Here is a 17,026-nt window from a genome sequence, read left to right on the forward strand (position 1 = left end):
AAAGTACCCTTATTTTAGTGAGTACGTGAATTCTAACTCTAAAAGATGGTCAGACAGATTGGAGAAATAGAATGAGATGGGGAGGATTTCTTTTTATTTTTCTAAAGAGCTTGTATTCACCTTTTGATAATTAAGTGTAATCAGACTTTTTTTGTTGTTATTTCATCTGGTGGGACAGGTTTGCTAAATAAATAACCTTGTCCTACTTGGCAAAAAAACAGACCCCTTAATCTTGCTGAAGGAGTCTGTTGTTATTTTAGCTACACTATTCTTCATCTTCCATGACACGATGTACTTTAGCGAATAGAACTAATTGGCTATCGATAACAGGTTCATCATTTTCCCTTTTTACATAATGATAAACACCATGCTCATCTTGTTCACGAGCTTTTGCATTATCTTCAAGTTCAGTAACTAAGATATTTTTAACACGTTTTTTATTATCACCATCAAAGATAGGAAATAGAATCTCTACACGTTTTTCCATATTTCTAGTCATCATGTCGGCTGATGATAGGAAGGTTTTTTCCTCACCATTATGATGGAAAAAGTAAATTCGGCTATGCTCTAAAAATCTTCCTACAATGCTTCGAACTCTGATATTTTCGCTTACACCTTTAATACATGGTCGTAGGCAGCATATTCCGCGAACTATTAAATCAATTTTAACCCCGGCATTTGAGGCTTCATAAAACTTTGTAATGAGAACTTTATCTGTTAAAGAATTCATTTTCGCAATAATTCTTCCATTCCCGAATCGTTTTTGAAAATTAATTTCGTGATCAATTAATTGAATAAAATCTTTTCTTATATCAAAAGGTGCAACAGATAAGTGGTGAAACTCTGGCTTTTCAGTATAACCACTTAAATAGTTAAAGAAATTGGTTGCATCAATTCCAAACTTCCGTTTTGATGTTAACAAGCCCATATCCGTATAAATTTTTGCTGTTTGATCATTATAGTTACCAGTACCTAAGTGAACAAATCGTTCAATTCGGTTGTTCTTTCTTCTAACAACAAGTGTTATCTTGCTATGTGTTTTTAAATGAGTCATACCATATATAACATGGCAGCCTGCTTTCTCTAGTTCTTTTGCCCATTGAACATTATTTTCTTCATCAAAACGTGCCTTTAACTCAACTAAAACCGTTACTTGTTTACCATTTTCAGCTGCGCGTTTTAAAGCCTCAATGATTGGTGAATCTCCGCTTACTCTGTAAAGTGTTTGTTTGATAGCTAGTACGTCTGGATCAGATGCTGCATCAGCAATAAATTCAACAACAGGTTCAAATGATTCATATGGATGATGTAAAAATACATCCTGCTCTGAAACCTTATCAAAAAGATCCTCATCTGAACCAAGATCACGTGGGGGTTGTGGAATTAATGTTTCGTAAACCAAATGCTCTCTTATACCTGATATTGCTTTATAAAAGCCAAATAGTAATGTTAAATCTAATGGACCATCGATTTCATAAACATCTTTTTCATGAATTTCAAGTTCTTCCGTTAGATAACGTAAGATGTTTTGATCAAACCCTTTATGTTGGATTTCAAGGCGTACTGCAGCTCCCCACTTTCGTTTTTTTAACTCTTTTTCAATCTCTTTTAATAAATCACGTGCACCTTCTTCATGAATTGTCATGTCCGCATTTCTTGTTATCCGGAAAACTGAGACAGATACAACTTTATATCCTTTAAATAACTTATAAATAAAATAACTAATAATATCTTCTAAAAAGACATAATGCAATTTCCCATTAGTCGTATCTATTTGTAAAAATCGTTTTATGACAGAAGGTACTTGTACAATTGCTGTCTTATAACGATTCTCTTCTATATCATCCACATCTTCAATGACGATCGCTAAGTTGATACTTTTATTCAACAGCATTGGAAAAGGTCGATAAGCATCAACAGCCATTGGAGTTAATACAGGAAAAATATGTTCATCAAAATAATCCTCAATTTTATTCATTTGTTCTTTGGTTAAGTCTTCTATCTTAAGAAATTCTACATCTTCTTCATAAAATTTCGGCATTAGAACTTCATTATATGCTTTATATTGTAATTTTACTAAATCATGAGTTTTTATCCCAATTTCATGTAATTGCTGTTTTGGAGTCATTCCTGCTTTGTTTTCTGGTTTATTAAAATCTGCTTTTACTTGATCTTTTAGTCCCGCAACACGCACCATAAAAAACTCGTCAAGGTTTGAACTAAAAATTGCTAAAAATTTCAACCGCTCTAATAAAGGGTTTCGCTCATCAAGTGCTTCTTCTAAAACACGTTCATTAAAAGCAAGCCAGCTTAGTTCTCGATTGTTATAATACATTGGACTTTGAAGTTCTATAGCGTTTTTATTTATAGTATTCATATATTACGCCACCCTTTTATTCGACAATTTGCTACATTATTATGATATCATTAACTTTTCGACCAAAAGTAAATATATTGTAAACATATTGTAAATATATTGTAAATTATGTTAAATTATGATGTAAAATAAAGGCTTTTTCCGCAAACTTTTTTGCCTTTTACCAAGTAATGCGGTATGGTTGATTGCAGCGAGAGATGCTCGCTTTTTAGCGAGACGGGCGGTGAGCCTCCTCGGCGTAAACGCCTGTATGAGTCTCACTTGTCCCGCTGCTCTAAGCAGGAGTCTAGCATCTGCTCCATAAACCTAAATTAGTGATCGTTTTAAAAGCAACAATCTCTTAGAAAAGAGCCAAAATAAAACTATAAAAAAAGCGACTATTTCATCTAATTATTAAAATTACGATCAAATGGTCACTCTATTAATCAATATATTATTAGCCAAAATGTAAAATTACTGATTTTTTCAATTGTTTCTCTAAATGTTTTTTTTGCTTTTCTACTTGGTACTGTTCCGGTTTCCAATCCTTATTACAAGTAAAATAGAAATGAAGCTCTTCACCAATTTCTTCCGATTCAATCTGTTCAATAATATTTCTTTTGGTGGCATTTAAACTATATGCAAATTTAATGATTGCACCTAATAGTCGATATTTTATAAGTTCTTCTTTAGAAAACCAGTTAATATAAGGTGCTACATACCGTTTAAATGCAGCTTTACTTGTAAAAGATGCAATTAAAGCAATGATTATACGTTCTCTATGAAGCAAGCCATCGATCGTTCGATTTGCTAATAAATAATACGTATGTTGACTGCTTGATTCGGAATCTATGTATTTCCCCAAGTTAAATGTAAAAGCACCGCGTTTTATTAATGTCATATCATATTTGTTAATAGATGCAAGTCCAACTTTATTTAATAACTGTGCAATTATGATTCCGATATTTGTGACATTTAAAACATGGTTCACATCAATATCATAATCTGTTGCTAACTCATAAAAACTTTCTTCAATTACATTTGGAAAAACAGTGATTCCAAAATCTTTTGTTAATTCTTCATAAAAAACGCCATCCCTCAATCCCTTTCTGCTTAAAGCAAACTGATCTGTCTTAACAACATCCATCAATAGTTTAAATACTTCTACTGCCGGGATGATAATATCTGCACGATCCTTAGACAATCCTTCTACACGCTGCAGTTCGGAGAAGGTTAGAGAATGTAAATAATCATTTACATTCTTAACTTCTTGATCATTCATTTTATATTGATGTACACCAGCAAGTGGATAGCTTATCATCTCTTGATGAATTTGCACCATGTTTCTTGCGCTGCCACCAATCCCAATAATCGGCAATTTCTTATTTACCAGCCATTCTAATGATGAAAACTGCTCTGCTAAAAACGTACGGAGTGTATGTAACTCTACTTCTGTAGGGATATTTTGTTTAATAAATTGTTTTTTTAATGACAGGGCACCAAAAGGGAAGCTATAGTAGCTAATTAATTTTCGGTCTTCAAAATAAGTAAGTTCAGTGCTGCCACCACCAATGTCAATTGTAACCCCGCTTGTGAATGGAGTTGAATTTACCACTGCCAAATAACCGAAATAGGCTTCTTTATATTCAGATAAAACCCTCATAGAAAAATCTGTTTCATCCTTAACTCTTTGTAAGATGGATTGTTGATTTTTAGCTTGGCGAATTGTTGCAGTTGCCACACATTTAACTTCATTTAATTTGTGATGTCTCGTCACTTCTTGAAAACTTAGCAGTGTATTGATGAGGATTTCGATCCCTTTTTCCTCTAAAATATTTTCTTCTGATAAAAAATTACGAAGACGTGCAACCGCTTTTACATTTTCAATTTCTTTTAATCTACCACTTTTGTCCCGCAAATAAATAACAAGTCTCATCGTGTTCGAACCGATATCAATAATTGCATATGTTTCTTTATTCACTATCAACACCCTATCTGTAGAAATAAGGTACATTATAACATAACTATACATAAGGTATAATGTGTTTTCTTATTCATCTGATTTAGTTAACTACATTTTATAAGGACGTGATTCAATGATCCATATTGTTAAACCAGGTGAAACACTTTCAATCATAGCCTTGAATTATCGAAGAACTCTCAATCAACTACTTGCAGCCAATAATATTAGTAATCCTAATATCCTTTATATTGGTCAGAAAATTACGATTCCAAACTTGCCAAATCCCGAGACAATCCCCTATTCAATTCAAATTTCCATTTCTCGAAAACGTTTAATATTATACAGAAACGGACAAGTTGTAAAAGAATATCCTATTGCTGTTGGCAAAATCGTCACGACTACTCCGGTTGGGGATTTTGTTATCGTTAATCGAGAACCTAATCCTGGCGGTCCTTTTGGTGTTTTGTGGTTAAGTTTATCTAAAATACATTATGGAATTCATGGTACGAACGACCCTTCTTCAATCGGAAAAGCTGTCTCTCTAGGTTGTATTAGAATGTATAATCAGGATGTTTTAGAACTCGCTTCGCTCGTACCTAATGGAACAAAGGTTTTGATAAGACCTTAAGATTTTATTAAGATTGTGAATATTCGTATTCAAAAAAACAAAAATCCCTTATAATGACGAATATAATCTTGTACCTGTGCTATTGAAGGAGCAAATAAATGAAAATTTTTCGCAATCGAAATTTTGTAAAATTATTTTTTGCAGCTTTATTTTCACAAATGGGTACCACCATTGGAAATATGGCTTTTGCATTCTACTTGTTAGATCATTTTAGCCACCAGCCTGCTTACGCAACAATCGCTGAGCTTATGTATTCTTTACCAACTGTTTTGGTGTTTTTTATTGTAGGGGTTGTTGCAGATCGTTTTGATCGTAAAAAGGTAGCTGAAAATTGTGATTGGATTAGAGCTGGATTAACTGTTCTTTTGTTTGGTGCTCTATATCTAAACTCGATTCCACTTGTATTCCTTGTCCTATTTATTCGAAGTTCTGTAACAAAATTCTTCTTTCCAGCAGAGAACAGCCTTGTTCAAGGAATATTAAATAAAGAACAATATGCACAGGCAGCTGGTTTAAATCAAATGCTCTTTAGTATATTTATGGTATTCGGAGTTGGAATCGGTGCAGCTATTTACAAAACTATTGGAATCCACGGTGCCGTTCTTGTAGATTTTGTAAGCTTTATTATTTCAGCATTATTAATTCGTTCCTGTAAAATCCCGCAGTCAGCAAGACTCCCTAATGGGACATTCAAATGGAAGGATTTTAACATAAAATCCACATTTCATGATTTTAAAGCCGGTATTTTATATATCATCAAGAACCGTCTATTAGCTGTTTTAGTTTTTGGATTCTTCATATTTGGTATTGTAAATGGCGCTTTTTCTATTTTGCCAATGTTTACGATGAAATATGAACTTTCACCAGATAATTATGAATGGTATGCATCCTTTTTTGCTATCTCATTAGGATTCGGGCTTTTAACCGGCAGTGGGATTGGTACTCTTATTGCATCAAAATTTAAACCTTATCAATTGATGGTATATCCTATTTTTATAACAAGTCTGCTTATTTTTTTGTTAGGATATACAAACAAAGTTTCAATCTTTTTGGTGATTGTATTCATTATTGGGACATGCTTAGGGCCAATAAATATAGCCATTGGGGGATGGATGCCAAAAATCGTTCATCCAAAACTAATGGGAAGAGTAAGCGGCTGGATTGATCCATTAATGATGTTTGCACAGTCTGTAACATTAGGTCTTATTGCATTGCTTTTTCCAAAAATAATTGAAAAAATTGATTATTTATATTATGGTATGGCGCTTATTATTTTAATTGTATCGCTATTTTATGCTTTAACATTGCCGAAATTAAGCCAAGCCTTTGAAGAAAAGGAGAAACGTATTTACAATAATCGTAGAGCAACTAAAACAGATCCTAAGATAAACTCGCTATAAGCCTGATAACGATAAGTTATCAGGTTTTTTACTTTTTAAAAATATTCACTTAATCTAAAGGTGATTTCATAGTATTTTTCAATTAATTACCTTTTTGTTATTGCAATTTACTATTCTCAAAGTATAATTTATATAAGAAATGAGCAAACTGAAAGTGCTTATGTAAAGGAGAGAAACAATGGACGATCATAATCGACTCGATCCAACAAAACAACCAACAACAGAAAACCTCGCACGTGCTATTTATATTGTGAATCGACATGCAAAAACCGCACCAAATCCAAAATTTCTTTATGCATTAAAAAAGAAAGCATTACTAAAGCTTGTCCATGAAGGTAAGGCGAAAAAAGAAGGACTTCATTTTTCAAATAATCCAAAATATAGCAAACAGCAATCTGATGTCCTTGTTTCAGCTGGAGAGTATTACTTTCATATGCCTCCTACAAAAGATGACTTCGATCAACTTCCACATTTAGGATCCTTGAATCAAACATATCGTAATCCCAAAACACATATGTCATTATCTAAGGCGAAAATCCTCTTACAGCAGTATGTGGGAATGCAAGAAGATAAACGCCCACCTAAGTCATTTCAATCAAAAAAAACACGTACATATGAGAAGCCTGTTTTCAAAAGACTTGGAGAAAGTTATCGGTGAAAATAGTGTTATCTTTTTTAAGGATCTTCAATTGAAGATCTTTTTTCTATTAAACAATACCTGCTACCTATTCTCTTTCATCTTCCTATCACATTAAAATACTATTTCCCGAACTTAACCTTACACTTTTAAAGAGATGGACTGAATTGTCTTTAATCTTTATATTAATATTTAAAACAACAACGATAACAGCCTAATGAAGGTGGAAAAGCTGGAGTTACCGTTTCAGCAACTAACGGTGGGAAAAACGTAAACAATGGCGGTCAACTTGCTGAAGAAAATGGACAAATTGGAAAAAAATGATAGTAAAGAAGCTAACCTCACTGAAGACAATTAAACAATTCAATAAAAACCCCCTAGTAACTAGCGGGTTTTTACATTTGTAAATTTATCCATTTATTGCATATTTATACTTTATTGTTTAATTTTGAATAACTTTCGATTTAAGCGGTAAATCATTAGCAATTAAATCTTCAAAGCTTTCTCTTTTTACAACTAGTTGCACTTCTCCATTTTCAACAAATACTACAGCTGGACGAGGAATTCGATTGTAATTATTCGCCATTGAATAACCATATGCTCCTGTACAGAAAACAGCTAAAATATCATCTGGATTAACCTCTGGTAATGGTAAATCCCAAATTAACATATCACCGCTTTCACAGCATTTTCCTGCGATTGATACTGGCTTGTCATGTTTTTCCGTCACACGGTTTGCTAAAACAGCTTCATACTTTGCTTGATAAAGTGCAGGACGAATATTATCGCTCATCCCCCCATCAATTGCTACATATTCGCGAATATTTGGTACTGTTTTTCGTGAGCCAATTGAATAAAGTGTCGTTCCTGCATCACCAACAAGTGAACGGCCCGGTTCAATCCAAATTTCCGGCATCTTTATTCCTATCTCATTAACTTGTTTTTTTACTGCTTCTACAATTTGCTCTACATAGTAAGTCGGTGGAAGCGGCTCGTCCTCTTTTGTATATCGAATTCCGAAGCCTCCTCCTAAATTAACAACTTCAGGTGTAAACGAAAATTTCTCCATCCAAGCTTTTATTTTCTCAAATACTCTCTCTGCAGCAAGTACAAAACCAGCAGTATCAAAAATTTGTGAACCTATATGACAATGAATGCCTAATAAATGAATATTTTCAGACTTAAGTACAGCTTCAATCGCTGTTTCGATTTGACCATTTAATAAACCAAAACCAAACTTTGAATCTTCTTGTCCTGTTGTAATATAATCATGTGTATGTGCTTCAACTCCTGGTGTTACACGTAAAAGGACTTGTACTTGTTTTTTATCATTTTTTGATAATTCCTTAAGCAATTCAATTTCATAAAAATTATCAACAACAATACATCCGACTCCATGATCTAATGCCATTTTTAACTCTGCACGACTTTTGTTATTGCCATGCAAATGAATTTTTTCAGCAGGAAAACCAGAAGTAATGGCAGTAAAAAGCTCTCCACCAGATACTACATCTAATGATAATCCTTCTTCTGCAATCAATTGGAACATAGCAATCGACGAAAAGGCTTTACTTGCATAAGCTACTTGTGCATTTACGCCCATATTCTCAAATGCCTGTTTAAAGCTTCTTGCACGTTCTCTAATTAAAGCAACATCATAAATATAAAGAGGTGTTCCATATTCTTTTGCTAATTTTATTGTATCGACTCCACCAATTTCTAAATGTCCATTTTCATTAATTTTACTTGTACCATGTAGAAACAATTTGTATCCCCTCTTTCTATATCAAGGCATTTTAAGAAACAATGTCCTTTAAGACTCGTTTACGAACTATTCAAATAATTCGTCCTACAAAAAATATAGACCATTTTGTCATCTATTGTAAGAAAAACATCTATTTTTAAAAAGCCAGTTAATTTAGCTTGACAACGAAACAGACAGTTAACACCAGCTGGTAATTAACTGTCTGTTTTAAACTTTTGCTCTAAATTAAACATACAATATCATAAATAAGGGGTTCTTTCAATGACTCAATAACCTAATTTGGCTGTTTTCTAACATTTTGCGGATGTACGATACTAGGTCTAAGCTTTGCTCCCGGCACAGATGTACGAATAATAATTTGACATAGAGCTTTTGCATTAAAAGGCAAAAATGGCCATAAGTATGGAGTGTTTAGGGAACGAATATTAGCAAGTAGTAAAACAAATAAAGTACAACCTACAACAAAGCCCTCTAGCTTAAATAGTGCTACAAAAACTAATAAAACTAACCGCGCCATTTTATTTGCAACACTGAGCTCATAACTCGGAGTAGCAAATGTTCCGATACCAGCTACTGCTACGTAAAGTATAACTTCCGGAACGAACAATCCAACATCGATAGCAATCTGACCGATTAATGCTGCCGCTATTAACCCCATTGCAGTGGATAACGATGTCGGTGTATGAATGGCGGCCATTCTTAAAAACTCAAGACCAAAGTCAGCAAGAAATATTTGAATAACAATCGGAATGTTCTTTTGTTCTGTAGGACCAATAAACGCAATTTCTTTCGGTAATAAGGAAGGCTCTAACACGAATAAAAACCAAAGCGGTAAAAGGAAAATAGATGCCATAATTCCTAAAAATCGAACCCATCGAAGAAAAGTACCAACTGCTGGTGCTTGTCGATATTCTTCAGCATGTTGCACATGATGAAAAAAGGTTGTTGGTGTTAAGATTACACTAGGAGATGTATCTACAATAATAATAACATGCCCTTCTAATAAGTGATTTGCAGCAACATCAGGTCTTTCGGTATATCGTACTAATGGATAAGGGTTAAAACCCTGTTTTACTAAAAATTCCTCTATTGTTTTATCCGCCATTGTAATGCCATCAATTTTGATTGTTTCTAATTCTTTTTTTATTGTTTTTATGAGTCCAGGATCTGCAACATCTTTTACATATGCAATACATACATCCGTTTTTGAACGTTCACCTACTTTCATCATTTCATACCGCAATCGTTCATCTCTAATTCTTCGACGAATAAGAGCAGTATTAACAATGATATTTTCTACAAAACCATCCCTTGCTCCCCGAACAATTTTTTCAGTATCTGCTTCCTGTGGTTGTCTACCAGGATAGCTTCGCACATCAACAACAAGAGCATAATCCATTCCTTCAATAAAAAAGAGGATTAATCCTGAAAGAACTTGATCGACTGCTTCATCTAAAGTTTTAATTTTAACTACTGATTGATTAGCAATTCGATTTTCAAAAATCTCCTTAAATTTGGTATGGTCTACTTCATTATCACTTATTGATGTAATTTTTTTTAATATTTCAGTTATATAAGCTGTATCACACAAACCATTTATGAAATACAAATTTACTTGATAATCTAAAATACGTAACTTTCTGATTCCTAAATCAAAACTAGTGTTTAAGCCAACATTTTCTTTAAAATACCTTTCATTTTCAGCTAAGTTTGTTGAGATCGGTTTTTTATCAGTTTTTGTCGTCATGGTATCCGCTCCTATCTAAAATAAGATTTACAGCTTTCATCGTAATTGGACATCCATTCTCAACACTGTCCTTACGAGCCATTTTGCCAATATCCCCAATCCCAACTATAATGGGAACATTTATTTGATCTAGACAATAAACGGTATCACCACTAATCCTGCCTATCTCTAAATCCTGTAAACCGCTCTTATCTACTCCATATTCAGTTAACTCTCCAAATCGATCGATACTTACATCTACCTTTGTCCACTCGGTTTGATGTGTTTTTGATGCGACGGCAATGATTCCAAGTACTTCAATATCCTGATGACCAGCTACATATTTTAATGCTGTTTCACCAGCTCCCTCCCCTAATAAACCACAATCATCAAACATGACAAAAACAGGGTCATTTTCAGCTGTAAGAATGAGCTTAACGATTTCTTCTCCACTTAAAGTAGTTGGATTTCCTTGCGTTTTGGAAATAGCTCTACCTCCAATTTCAGCAGCTGCAAATTGTATTGCTCGTGCGGCATACTCATCTCCATCAGTAACAATTATGACCCTGCGCTTTTTTGTCAATGTTTCACCCTATCCTTTCGGTTTAAAAATAAGTGCAGCCAGAAAAGCAAATAATATAGCTGCTGAAATACCTGCTGAAGTTAATTCAAAAATCCCCATTCCAATGCCGATAAATCCATCTTCTTTTGCTTTCTCCATCGCCCCATGTAGTAGAGAATGACCAAAACTTGTAATTGGTGTCGTTGCTCCTGCTCCAGCAAACTCAATTAACTTATCATATAAACCAAATCCATCTAATACTGCTCCAGAAACAACAAATATACTCATGACATGTGCTGGAGTAAATTTGAATACATCTAATAGGATCTGGCCGATCACACATATGGCGCCTCCAACTGCAAAAGCAATTAAGTACTCCATTAGCCATTCACTCTCCAATCAGTTCTTTCAAAAACGACCCCGTGTGCTATTGTTGGAATTGATTCTTTTTGCTGAATCATAGTAGGACTTAGTAATGCTCCCGTAGCCACAACAAAAACTCGATTTAAATTACCAAGTTGTAATTCATTAAAAATATGAGCGTATGTTACTACTGCTGAACACCCACATCCACTTCCACCAGCAAATACTGGTTGATCCGGTCGAAAAACCATTAAACCGCAATCATTATGCTTGTCATGAATATCGAATCCTTCTTCTTTTACCATTTCCTTTGCAATCGGACTCCCAACACCTGATAAATCTCCTGTTAAAAATAAATCATAATCCTCTGGTGTGCGGTTTAAATCTTTAAGATGTTGAGCAATCGTGTCTGCTGCAGCAGGCGCCATTGCCGAGCCCATATCGAAAGGATCTTTAATCCCTAAATCTGTAACTTTACCGATCGTTGCTGCAGTTATTTGAATATTACTTACTTCTTTATTAATTAATACTGCTCCAGCTCCAGTTATTGTAAAAGTTGCAGAGTCAGGTTTTTGCCCCCCGTATTCAGTTGGATATCTAAATTGTCTTTCAGCTGTTGCATTATGACTGCTTGTAGCAGCAATTACATTGTTAGCAAAACCGCCGTCTATTAAAGCTGAACCTACAGCAACTGTTTCCATTGATGTTGAACAAGCGCCAAACATGCATAAAAATGGAATATTAATATGTCTTGCTACATAATTCGCTGTTACATTTTGATTTAATAAATCGCCAGCTAATAGAAGATCGATATCATCAATCGTTTTATTTCCTTTTGTTAAACATTTTTCGATGGCTTGCTCCATTAATCTTCTTTCGGCAAGTTCCCAATTGTCCTCACCACAATGTAATTCCTTATGTTTGATATCAAATAATTTTCCGAGTGGTCCATCTGCTTCCATAGGCCCAACAGCTGTTCCACTTGAGTGAACAAATAACGGACTTTCAAATTGCCATGTTTGCTTTCCTCTTAACTTCATAGCTGCCACCTCACTAAAATGCAATTCCATAGAAATAGCGAATCATTCCAACAATATAGGCTGCAACAACACCAAACACGATAACACTACCTGCTAGTTTAAACATATTTGTTGCTATTCCCAGCACAATCCCTTCACTGCGATGCTCGATGGCTGCACTTGTCATTGAATTAGCAAATCCTGTGATTGGAACAGCTGAACCTGCACCAGCAAACTGTCCAAGCCGATCATAAATACCGAATCCAGTAAAAATCGCTGAAAGTAGAATTAATGTTCCTGCTGTTGGGTTAGCGGCATCTTTTTCTGTAAAATGAAACACTTGAATATAGAAATTTTGTAAGGCTTGACCAAGCACACAAATAAGACCGCCTATTACAAAGGCTTTAAGGCAATTTATGATATAAGGTGGTTTCGGCTGATAGCTTTTTATTTGATTTTTATAATCATCTTTTATTTTTGGTTTATCCATACTGCTTCCTCCCTTACAAATGCACAAAATAAATCCAATGGTAAAGTGAACCTAAAATCTTTCCAAACACAATTGCCATTAATAAAATAACAATTTTGTCTCCGAAACCAATTCGCTTTGCTAATATTGGAAAAACGTTCAATACTTCAGTTAAAGCTGCTGCAAGCATACCTATAAAAATTCCGCTGAAAAGACCGATTGGAATTAACCAATACTTTGATTGAAACAGCAATGTATCCCGCAAACTCATCCAACCGAAAATGACACTTCCTAATATGATTGCCATTTCGTATACATGGATGTATTTATATGTTTTCGATAATTGTGTTAATCTCGGAATAATTCCCAGTACCGCAAAGAACGCTACATAACCTGAACCTACAACAAGTCCCCCTGACAAGCCAATAATAATTAAGATGATAGCGTTAACGATCATCAACGTTATTCAAATTCTCCTTGTTTTCATTCATTGCAACATATTGATCTAAATCTAATTGATAATTAAATATTTCAACTTCTAGGGGACTTGGCTCTTCATTAATTTTTTTCTTAAATAAATGGTTAAAAAACAAAATCATCCCTAACCCAAGACCAATTGAATATGGAATTTGCAACAATAGTGGATAATCATTTGTTTTTCCAGTTACCATTTTGTAGATTTTTTGATGAACAGCTTGCATGCTAACATCTTCATGAAAGTTCATGATCGCAAGACCTGCACCGATAAATAACAGGAGCCATACTGTACAAAATAACAGTGGTGAAATCTTTTTCTTTTCATACATAATCTCAACAATTGTTTGTGCTGCCCCAATTGTTTGTACATCAATTTGGTCGTCAAATTTATGTATTTCTTTTATGACGTGCATGACGTCAATGACCACCATATTTTTATCACTTGGTTGAATTTTGTGAATCAAAATACGCCTTATCTTTCTTGATAATTCCTTATCGCCGACGATAAGTGCGATTTTATCGATTGTAATATTGTCGTAAGGCTGGACTTGAATTCGATGACGAAGCCTTATATACACCGTCTTTTCCATCAAAATTCACTTCCTAATGATTTATATATTGTATATTTAGTATGCATTTGCTTATTTTTAATCATGCAAGGCTTAGATGATGACCATTAATTACCATGGAAAATAAAAAAAGCTGACTCTTTAAAAGAGCCAGCTTTTCTTATTGATTCATTTTATCCTTCATTTGTTGTAATATCTTTTTCTCAAGTCTTGAAACCTGCACTTGAGAAATTCCAAGTCGATCAGCAACTTCTGATTGGGTTTGATCTTTATAATATCGTAAGTAAACAATTAGTCTTTCACGTTCATCAAGATCACGAATTGCATCTTTTAAGATAATTTTATCAAACCATTTCGTTTCCGAATGATCTGCTATTTGATCTAGTAATGTAATTGGATCTCCATCATTTTCATAAACGGTTTCATGGATGGATGAAGGTGCTCTAACAGCCTCTTGAGCAAGAACCACATCTTCGGGAGAAATATCTAAGTAGTTTGCGATTTCTACTACAGTGGGCACCTTACCCATTGTTTTGGAAAGTTCATCACGTGCTCGACGAATTTTATTTCCTAATTCCTTAAGTGATCGACTAACTTTAACTGTACCATCATCTCGGATAAATCGTTGAATTTCACCAATGATCATCGGAACAGCATAAGTTGAAAACCTTACATCATATGATAAATCAAATTTATCAACTGATTTCAACAAGCCAATACTTCCAATTTGAAATAAATCATCTGGTTCATACCCGCGATTCAAAAACCGTTGAACAACTGACCAAACAAGCCGCATATTTTTTTGGATAATCAAATCTCGTGCATCTTGATCTCCTGCTTGGCTTCGACGGATTAATTCCTTAACTTCATGGTCCTTTAACTGCGCTTTTGAGTTATCGTTCTTGACCTCCACATCCATAGCAAGTCTCCCTTTAATTGCTTAAAGCTTTACTTTTCGCCAAATGTTTTTTCAGCCTAACTGTTGTCCCTTTTGTTTCAAGTGACTCAACATTTATTTCATCCATGAAATTTTCCATTATTGTAAATCCCATTCCTGATCGTTCAAGTTCAGGTTTTGTTGTATAAAGTGGTTGCCGAGCTTCATCAATATCAGCAATTCCAATACCCTCGTCACGAATTGTCATTTCAACGACGCCGTCATCTAATGTTACTGATATGTAAACAATCCCGTTAGGATCATTTTCATACCCATGAATAATTGCATTTGTTACTGCTTCTGATACTACGGTTTTTATTTCAGTCAGTTCATCCATCGTTGGGTCCAGTTGTGCAATAAATGCCGCAACGGTTACCCTTGCAAACGATTCATTTTGACTTAACGCTGAAAATTGAAGGTTCATTTCATTTTTCATGATGCCACCCCCAATGTTTGCAGCGCTTTTTGCTCGTCATCCTCTAAGCGAATAATTTTAAATAAACCTGACATATCAAATAATCTTTTTACAGCTGGAGAAATCGCACAAACGACCATTTCTCCACCGATCGCTTTAATTTGTTTATATCTTCCTAAAATCACACCCAAACCAGAGCTGTCCATAAATGCTAAATTTTCAAGATTTAATAAAATATGATTGATAGGGTGTGCTGCAAGTGTTTCAGTTACTTTTGTACGCAATTCTTCTGATGTATGATGATCAAGCTCACCTGAGAGTCGTATACATAAAACAGTTTGTTTCACATCAAGTTCAATCGCTAGACTCAAGGTATTACCCCTCCTTATTTCTGGATAAAGAGTCATTCTTGATTGGAACTTTATTTTCCTGCTTCATGACAAAACTAGTGATAATTCGTCATTATTAGCCCGACTTAGTAAAATCACCCATCACACGTCTAAATAATTTCCACCAACTTGCTTCATTAATATCTTTCTCGGCAACTAATCTACTTTCCGCAATGATTTTTTCATCTTTTTTTAATTGAAGTGTACCAAGCTCTTCACCTTGTTTAATTGGAGCTTGAACATCTTTTTTCATCACAATCTCCTGTGTTACATTATCAACACTTTCACCTTTTTTAGTAAGAACAGATATCGGTTCAGAAGTCATTAGGTTAGCTTCATTTTCACTGCCTTTACTAACTTTCATCTTTGTTAAAACATGATCTTTTTCAAAAAGTGGATGTGTTTGATACTGACTAAAAGCATAATCAAGCATTTTTGTAACTTGTGCATTACGGTCCTTCGGAGTATCCGCTCCAAAAACAACGGCAATAACGCGCATATTATCTTTTTTAGCAGTGGCTGTTAAACAGTATTTTGCTTCATTCGTAAATCCAGTCTTTACACCGTCTACACCTGGATAAAATTTAACAAGGCGATTTGTATTGACAAGCCAGAATTTTTTGTCAGAACCTTCTCGTAAATAATCTTCATATTTACCTGTAAACTTTGTAATACCTTCATACTTCAATAACTCTTTTGCCATTAACGCCATGTCATGAGCAGAGCTATAATGGCCATCCTCAGGTAAGCCAGTTGGATTTTTAAAATGAGTATTTTTCAAGCCCAATTCTTTTACTTTATTATTCATCATATTGACAAACTCTTCAGTCGAACCTGCAATTTTTTCTGCCATTGCAACTGATGCATCATTACCTGACCCAATTGCAATACCTTTTAACATTTGCTCGACTGTCATTTCTTCACCAGGTTCTAAAAAAATCTGTGATCCGCCCATTGATGCTGCATATTCGCTTGTACGAACCATTTCATCCATTTTTATTTGATTTTTATCGAGTGCTTCCATTATAAGAAGCATTGTCATAATTTTTGTCATACTTGCTGGAGGCAGCTTTTCATCACTATTTTTATCGTACAAGATCGTTCCCGTATCACGTTCGATTAAAACAGCTGACTTCGCTTTATCTGCAAGTTCGACTTTAGTAGTAGATTCTTCGGCAAACGCCGCTGGTGTAACAGAAATAAGCATTGCTATAAGCGTAAAACATGAGAGTATCCGTTTCATTTCATAAGCCCTCCATTCTTTATACATTCCATTTTTTCCAATGGCAGGGAAATTATACTAAGTAAACAGGGAAAAGTTTTTTGGAGAGATGATTGTTAGGGAAACGTG

17 protein-coding genes are annotated in these 17,026 nt (G+C 34.5%); 3 read left to right on the forward strand and 14 right to left on the reverse strand.

The features are described from left to right. Nucleotides 1-265 precede the first annotated feature (265 nt). Complete coding sequence (locus GMB29_RS18615) at nt 266-2,377, reverse strand: RNA degradosome polyphosphate kinase (RefSeq protein WP_136352830.1); 2,112 nt, start codon at nt 2,375-2,377, stop codon at nt 266-268. Between the two features lie 436 nt (nt 2,378-2,813). Further along, nucleotides 2,814-4,337, reverse strand: coding sequence for an exopolyphosphatase (gene ppx, locus GMB29_RS18620; RefSeq protein WP_227551387.1), 1,524 nt, complete (start codon nt 4,335-4,337; stop codon nt 2,814-2,816). A 115-nt stretch (nt 4,338-4,452) separates the two neighbouring features. On the opposite strand from ppx, the gene GMB29_RS18625 reads away from it, so the two are divergent. From GMB29_RS18625 to GMB29_RS18635, 3 genes are all read left to right on the forward strand, one after another. Then, nucleotides 4,453-4,947: a L,D-transpeptidase family protein gene (locus GMB29_RS18625; RefSeq protein ID WP_136352834.1), complete on the forward strand. Its 495-nt coding sequence runs from the start codon at nt 4,453-4,455 to the stop codon at nt 4,945-4,947. Nucleotides 4,948-5,045: 98 nt separating this feature from the next. Next, the gene (locus tag GMB29_RS18630) at nt 5,046-6,347 is read left to right on the forward strand and encodes an MFS transporter (RefSeq protein WP_136352836.1); all 1,302 of its coding nucleotides are present in this window, start codon (nt 5,046-5,048) and stop codon (nt 6,345-6,347) included. Between the two features lie 178 nt (nt 6,348-6,525). Then, on the forward strand, nt 6,526-7,005 hold the full coding sequence (locus GMB29_RS18635; protein WP_136352838.1) for a YkyB family protein: 480 nt from the start codon (nt 6,526-6,528) through the stop codon (nt 7,003-7,005). A 421-nt stretch (nt 7,006-7,426) separates the two neighbouring features. Here the strand turns inward: GMB29_RS18635 and lysA are convergent, their stop codons facing one another. The 12 genes from lysA to GMB29_RS18695 form a co-directional block, all read right to left on the reverse strand. Continuing rightward, nucleotides 7,427-8,749 carry a diaminopimelate decarboxylase gene (lysA, locus tag GMB29_RS18640; protein WP_136352840.1) on the reverse strand — a complete coding sequence of 441 codons (1,323 nt, stop codon included), beginning with the start codon at nt 8,747-8,749 and terminating at the stop codon, nt 7,427-7,429. A gap of 274 nt (nt 8,750-9,023) precedes the next feature. Further along, nucleotides 9,024-10,496, reverse strand: coding sequence for a spore germination protein (locus tag GMB29_RS18645; RefSeq protein WP_136352842.1), 1,473 nt, complete (start codon nt 10,494-10,496; stop codon nt 9,024-9,026). Beyond that, nucleotides 10,480-11,058 (reverse strand): stage V sporulation protein SpoVABEA, encoded by a 579-nt coding sequence (locus GMB29_RS18650; protein WP_136352845.1) that lies wholly within the window; start codon nt 11,056-11,058, stop codon nt 10,480-10,482. The genes GMB29_RS18645 and GMB29_RS18650 overlap by 17 nt, the downstream gene beginning before the upstream one ends. A gap of 9 nt (nt 11,059-11,067) precedes the next feature. Then, entirely contained in the window at nt 11,068-11,418 is a 351-nt protein-coding gene (gene spoVAE / locus GMB29_RS18655; protein ID WP_136352847.1) for a stage V sporulation protein AE, read from the reverse strand. Continuing rightward, nucleotides 11,418-12,440, reverse strand: a complete 1,023-nt coding sequence (gene spoVAD, locus GMB29_RS18660; protein WP_136353357.1) for a stage V sporulation protein AD — start codon at nt 12,438-12,440, stop codon at nt 11,418-11,420. The genes spoVAE and spoVAD overlap by 1 nt, the downstream gene beginning before the upstream one ends. 13 nt (nt 12,441-12,453) lie before the next feature. After that, nucleotides 12,454-12,909, reverse strand: a complete 456-nt coding sequence (gene spoVAC, locus GMB29_RS18665) for a stage V sporulation protein AC (RefSeq protein ID WP_136352849.1) — start codon at nt 12,907-12,909, stop codon at nt 12,454-12,456. A gap of 13 nt (nt 12,910-12,922) precedes the next feature. Further along, complete coding sequence (locus tag GMB29_RS18670; RefSeq protein WP_136353358.1) at nt 12,923-13,345, reverse strand: stage V sporulation protein AB; 423 nt, start codon at nt 13,343-13,345, stop codon at nt 12,923-12,925. Continuing rightward, nucleotides 13,335-13,955 (reverse strand): stage V sporulation protein AA, encoded by a 621-nt coding sequence (locus GMB29_RS18675; protein ID WP_227551388.1) that lies wholly within the window; start codon nt 13,953-13,955, stop codon nt 13,335-13,337. Before GMB29_RS18675 ends, GMB29_RS18670 begins: the two co-directional genes overlap by 11 nt. A gap of 139 nt (nt 13,956-14,094) precedes the next feature. Beyond that, nucleotides 14,095-14,853, reverse strand: a complete 759-nt coding sequence (sigF, locus tag GMB29_RS18680; RefSeq protein ID WP_136352852.1) for an RNA polymerase sporulation sigma factor SigF — start codon at nt 14,851-14,853, stop codon at nt 14,095-14,097. A 13-nt stretch (nt 14,854-14,866) separates the two neighbouring features. Beyond that, nucleotides 14,867-15,307: an anti-sigma F factor gene (spoIIAB, locus tag GMB29_RS18685; RefSeq protein WP_136352854.1), complete on the reverse strand. Its 441-nt coding sequence runs from the start codon at nt 15,305-15,307 to the stop codon at nt 14,867-14,869. Further along, on the reverse strand, nt 15,304-15,657 hold the full coding sequence (gene spoIIAA, locus GMB29_RS18690; RefSeq protein ID WP_136352856.1) for an anti-sigma F factor antagonist: 354 nt from the start codon (nt 15,655-15,657) through the stop codon (nt 15,304-15,306). The genes spoIIAB and spoIIAA overlap by 4 nt, the downstream gene beginning before the upstream one ends. 94 nt (nt 15,658-15,751) lie before the next feature. After that, nucleotides 15,752-16,918 (reverse strand): D-alanyl-D-alanine carboxypeptidase family protein, encoded by a 1,167-nt coding sequence (locus GMB29_RS18695; RefSeq protein WP_136352858.1) that lies wholly within the window; start codon nt 16,916-16,918, stop codon nt 15,752-15,754. Nucleotides 16,919-17,026 lie beyond the last annotated feature (108 nt).

This window comes from Metabacillus sediminilitoris (assembly GCF_009720625.1).
In the GTDB taxonomy this organism is placed as follows: domain Bacteria; phylum Bacillota; class Bacilli; order Bacillales; family Bacillaceae; genus Metabacillus; species Metabacillus sediminilitoris.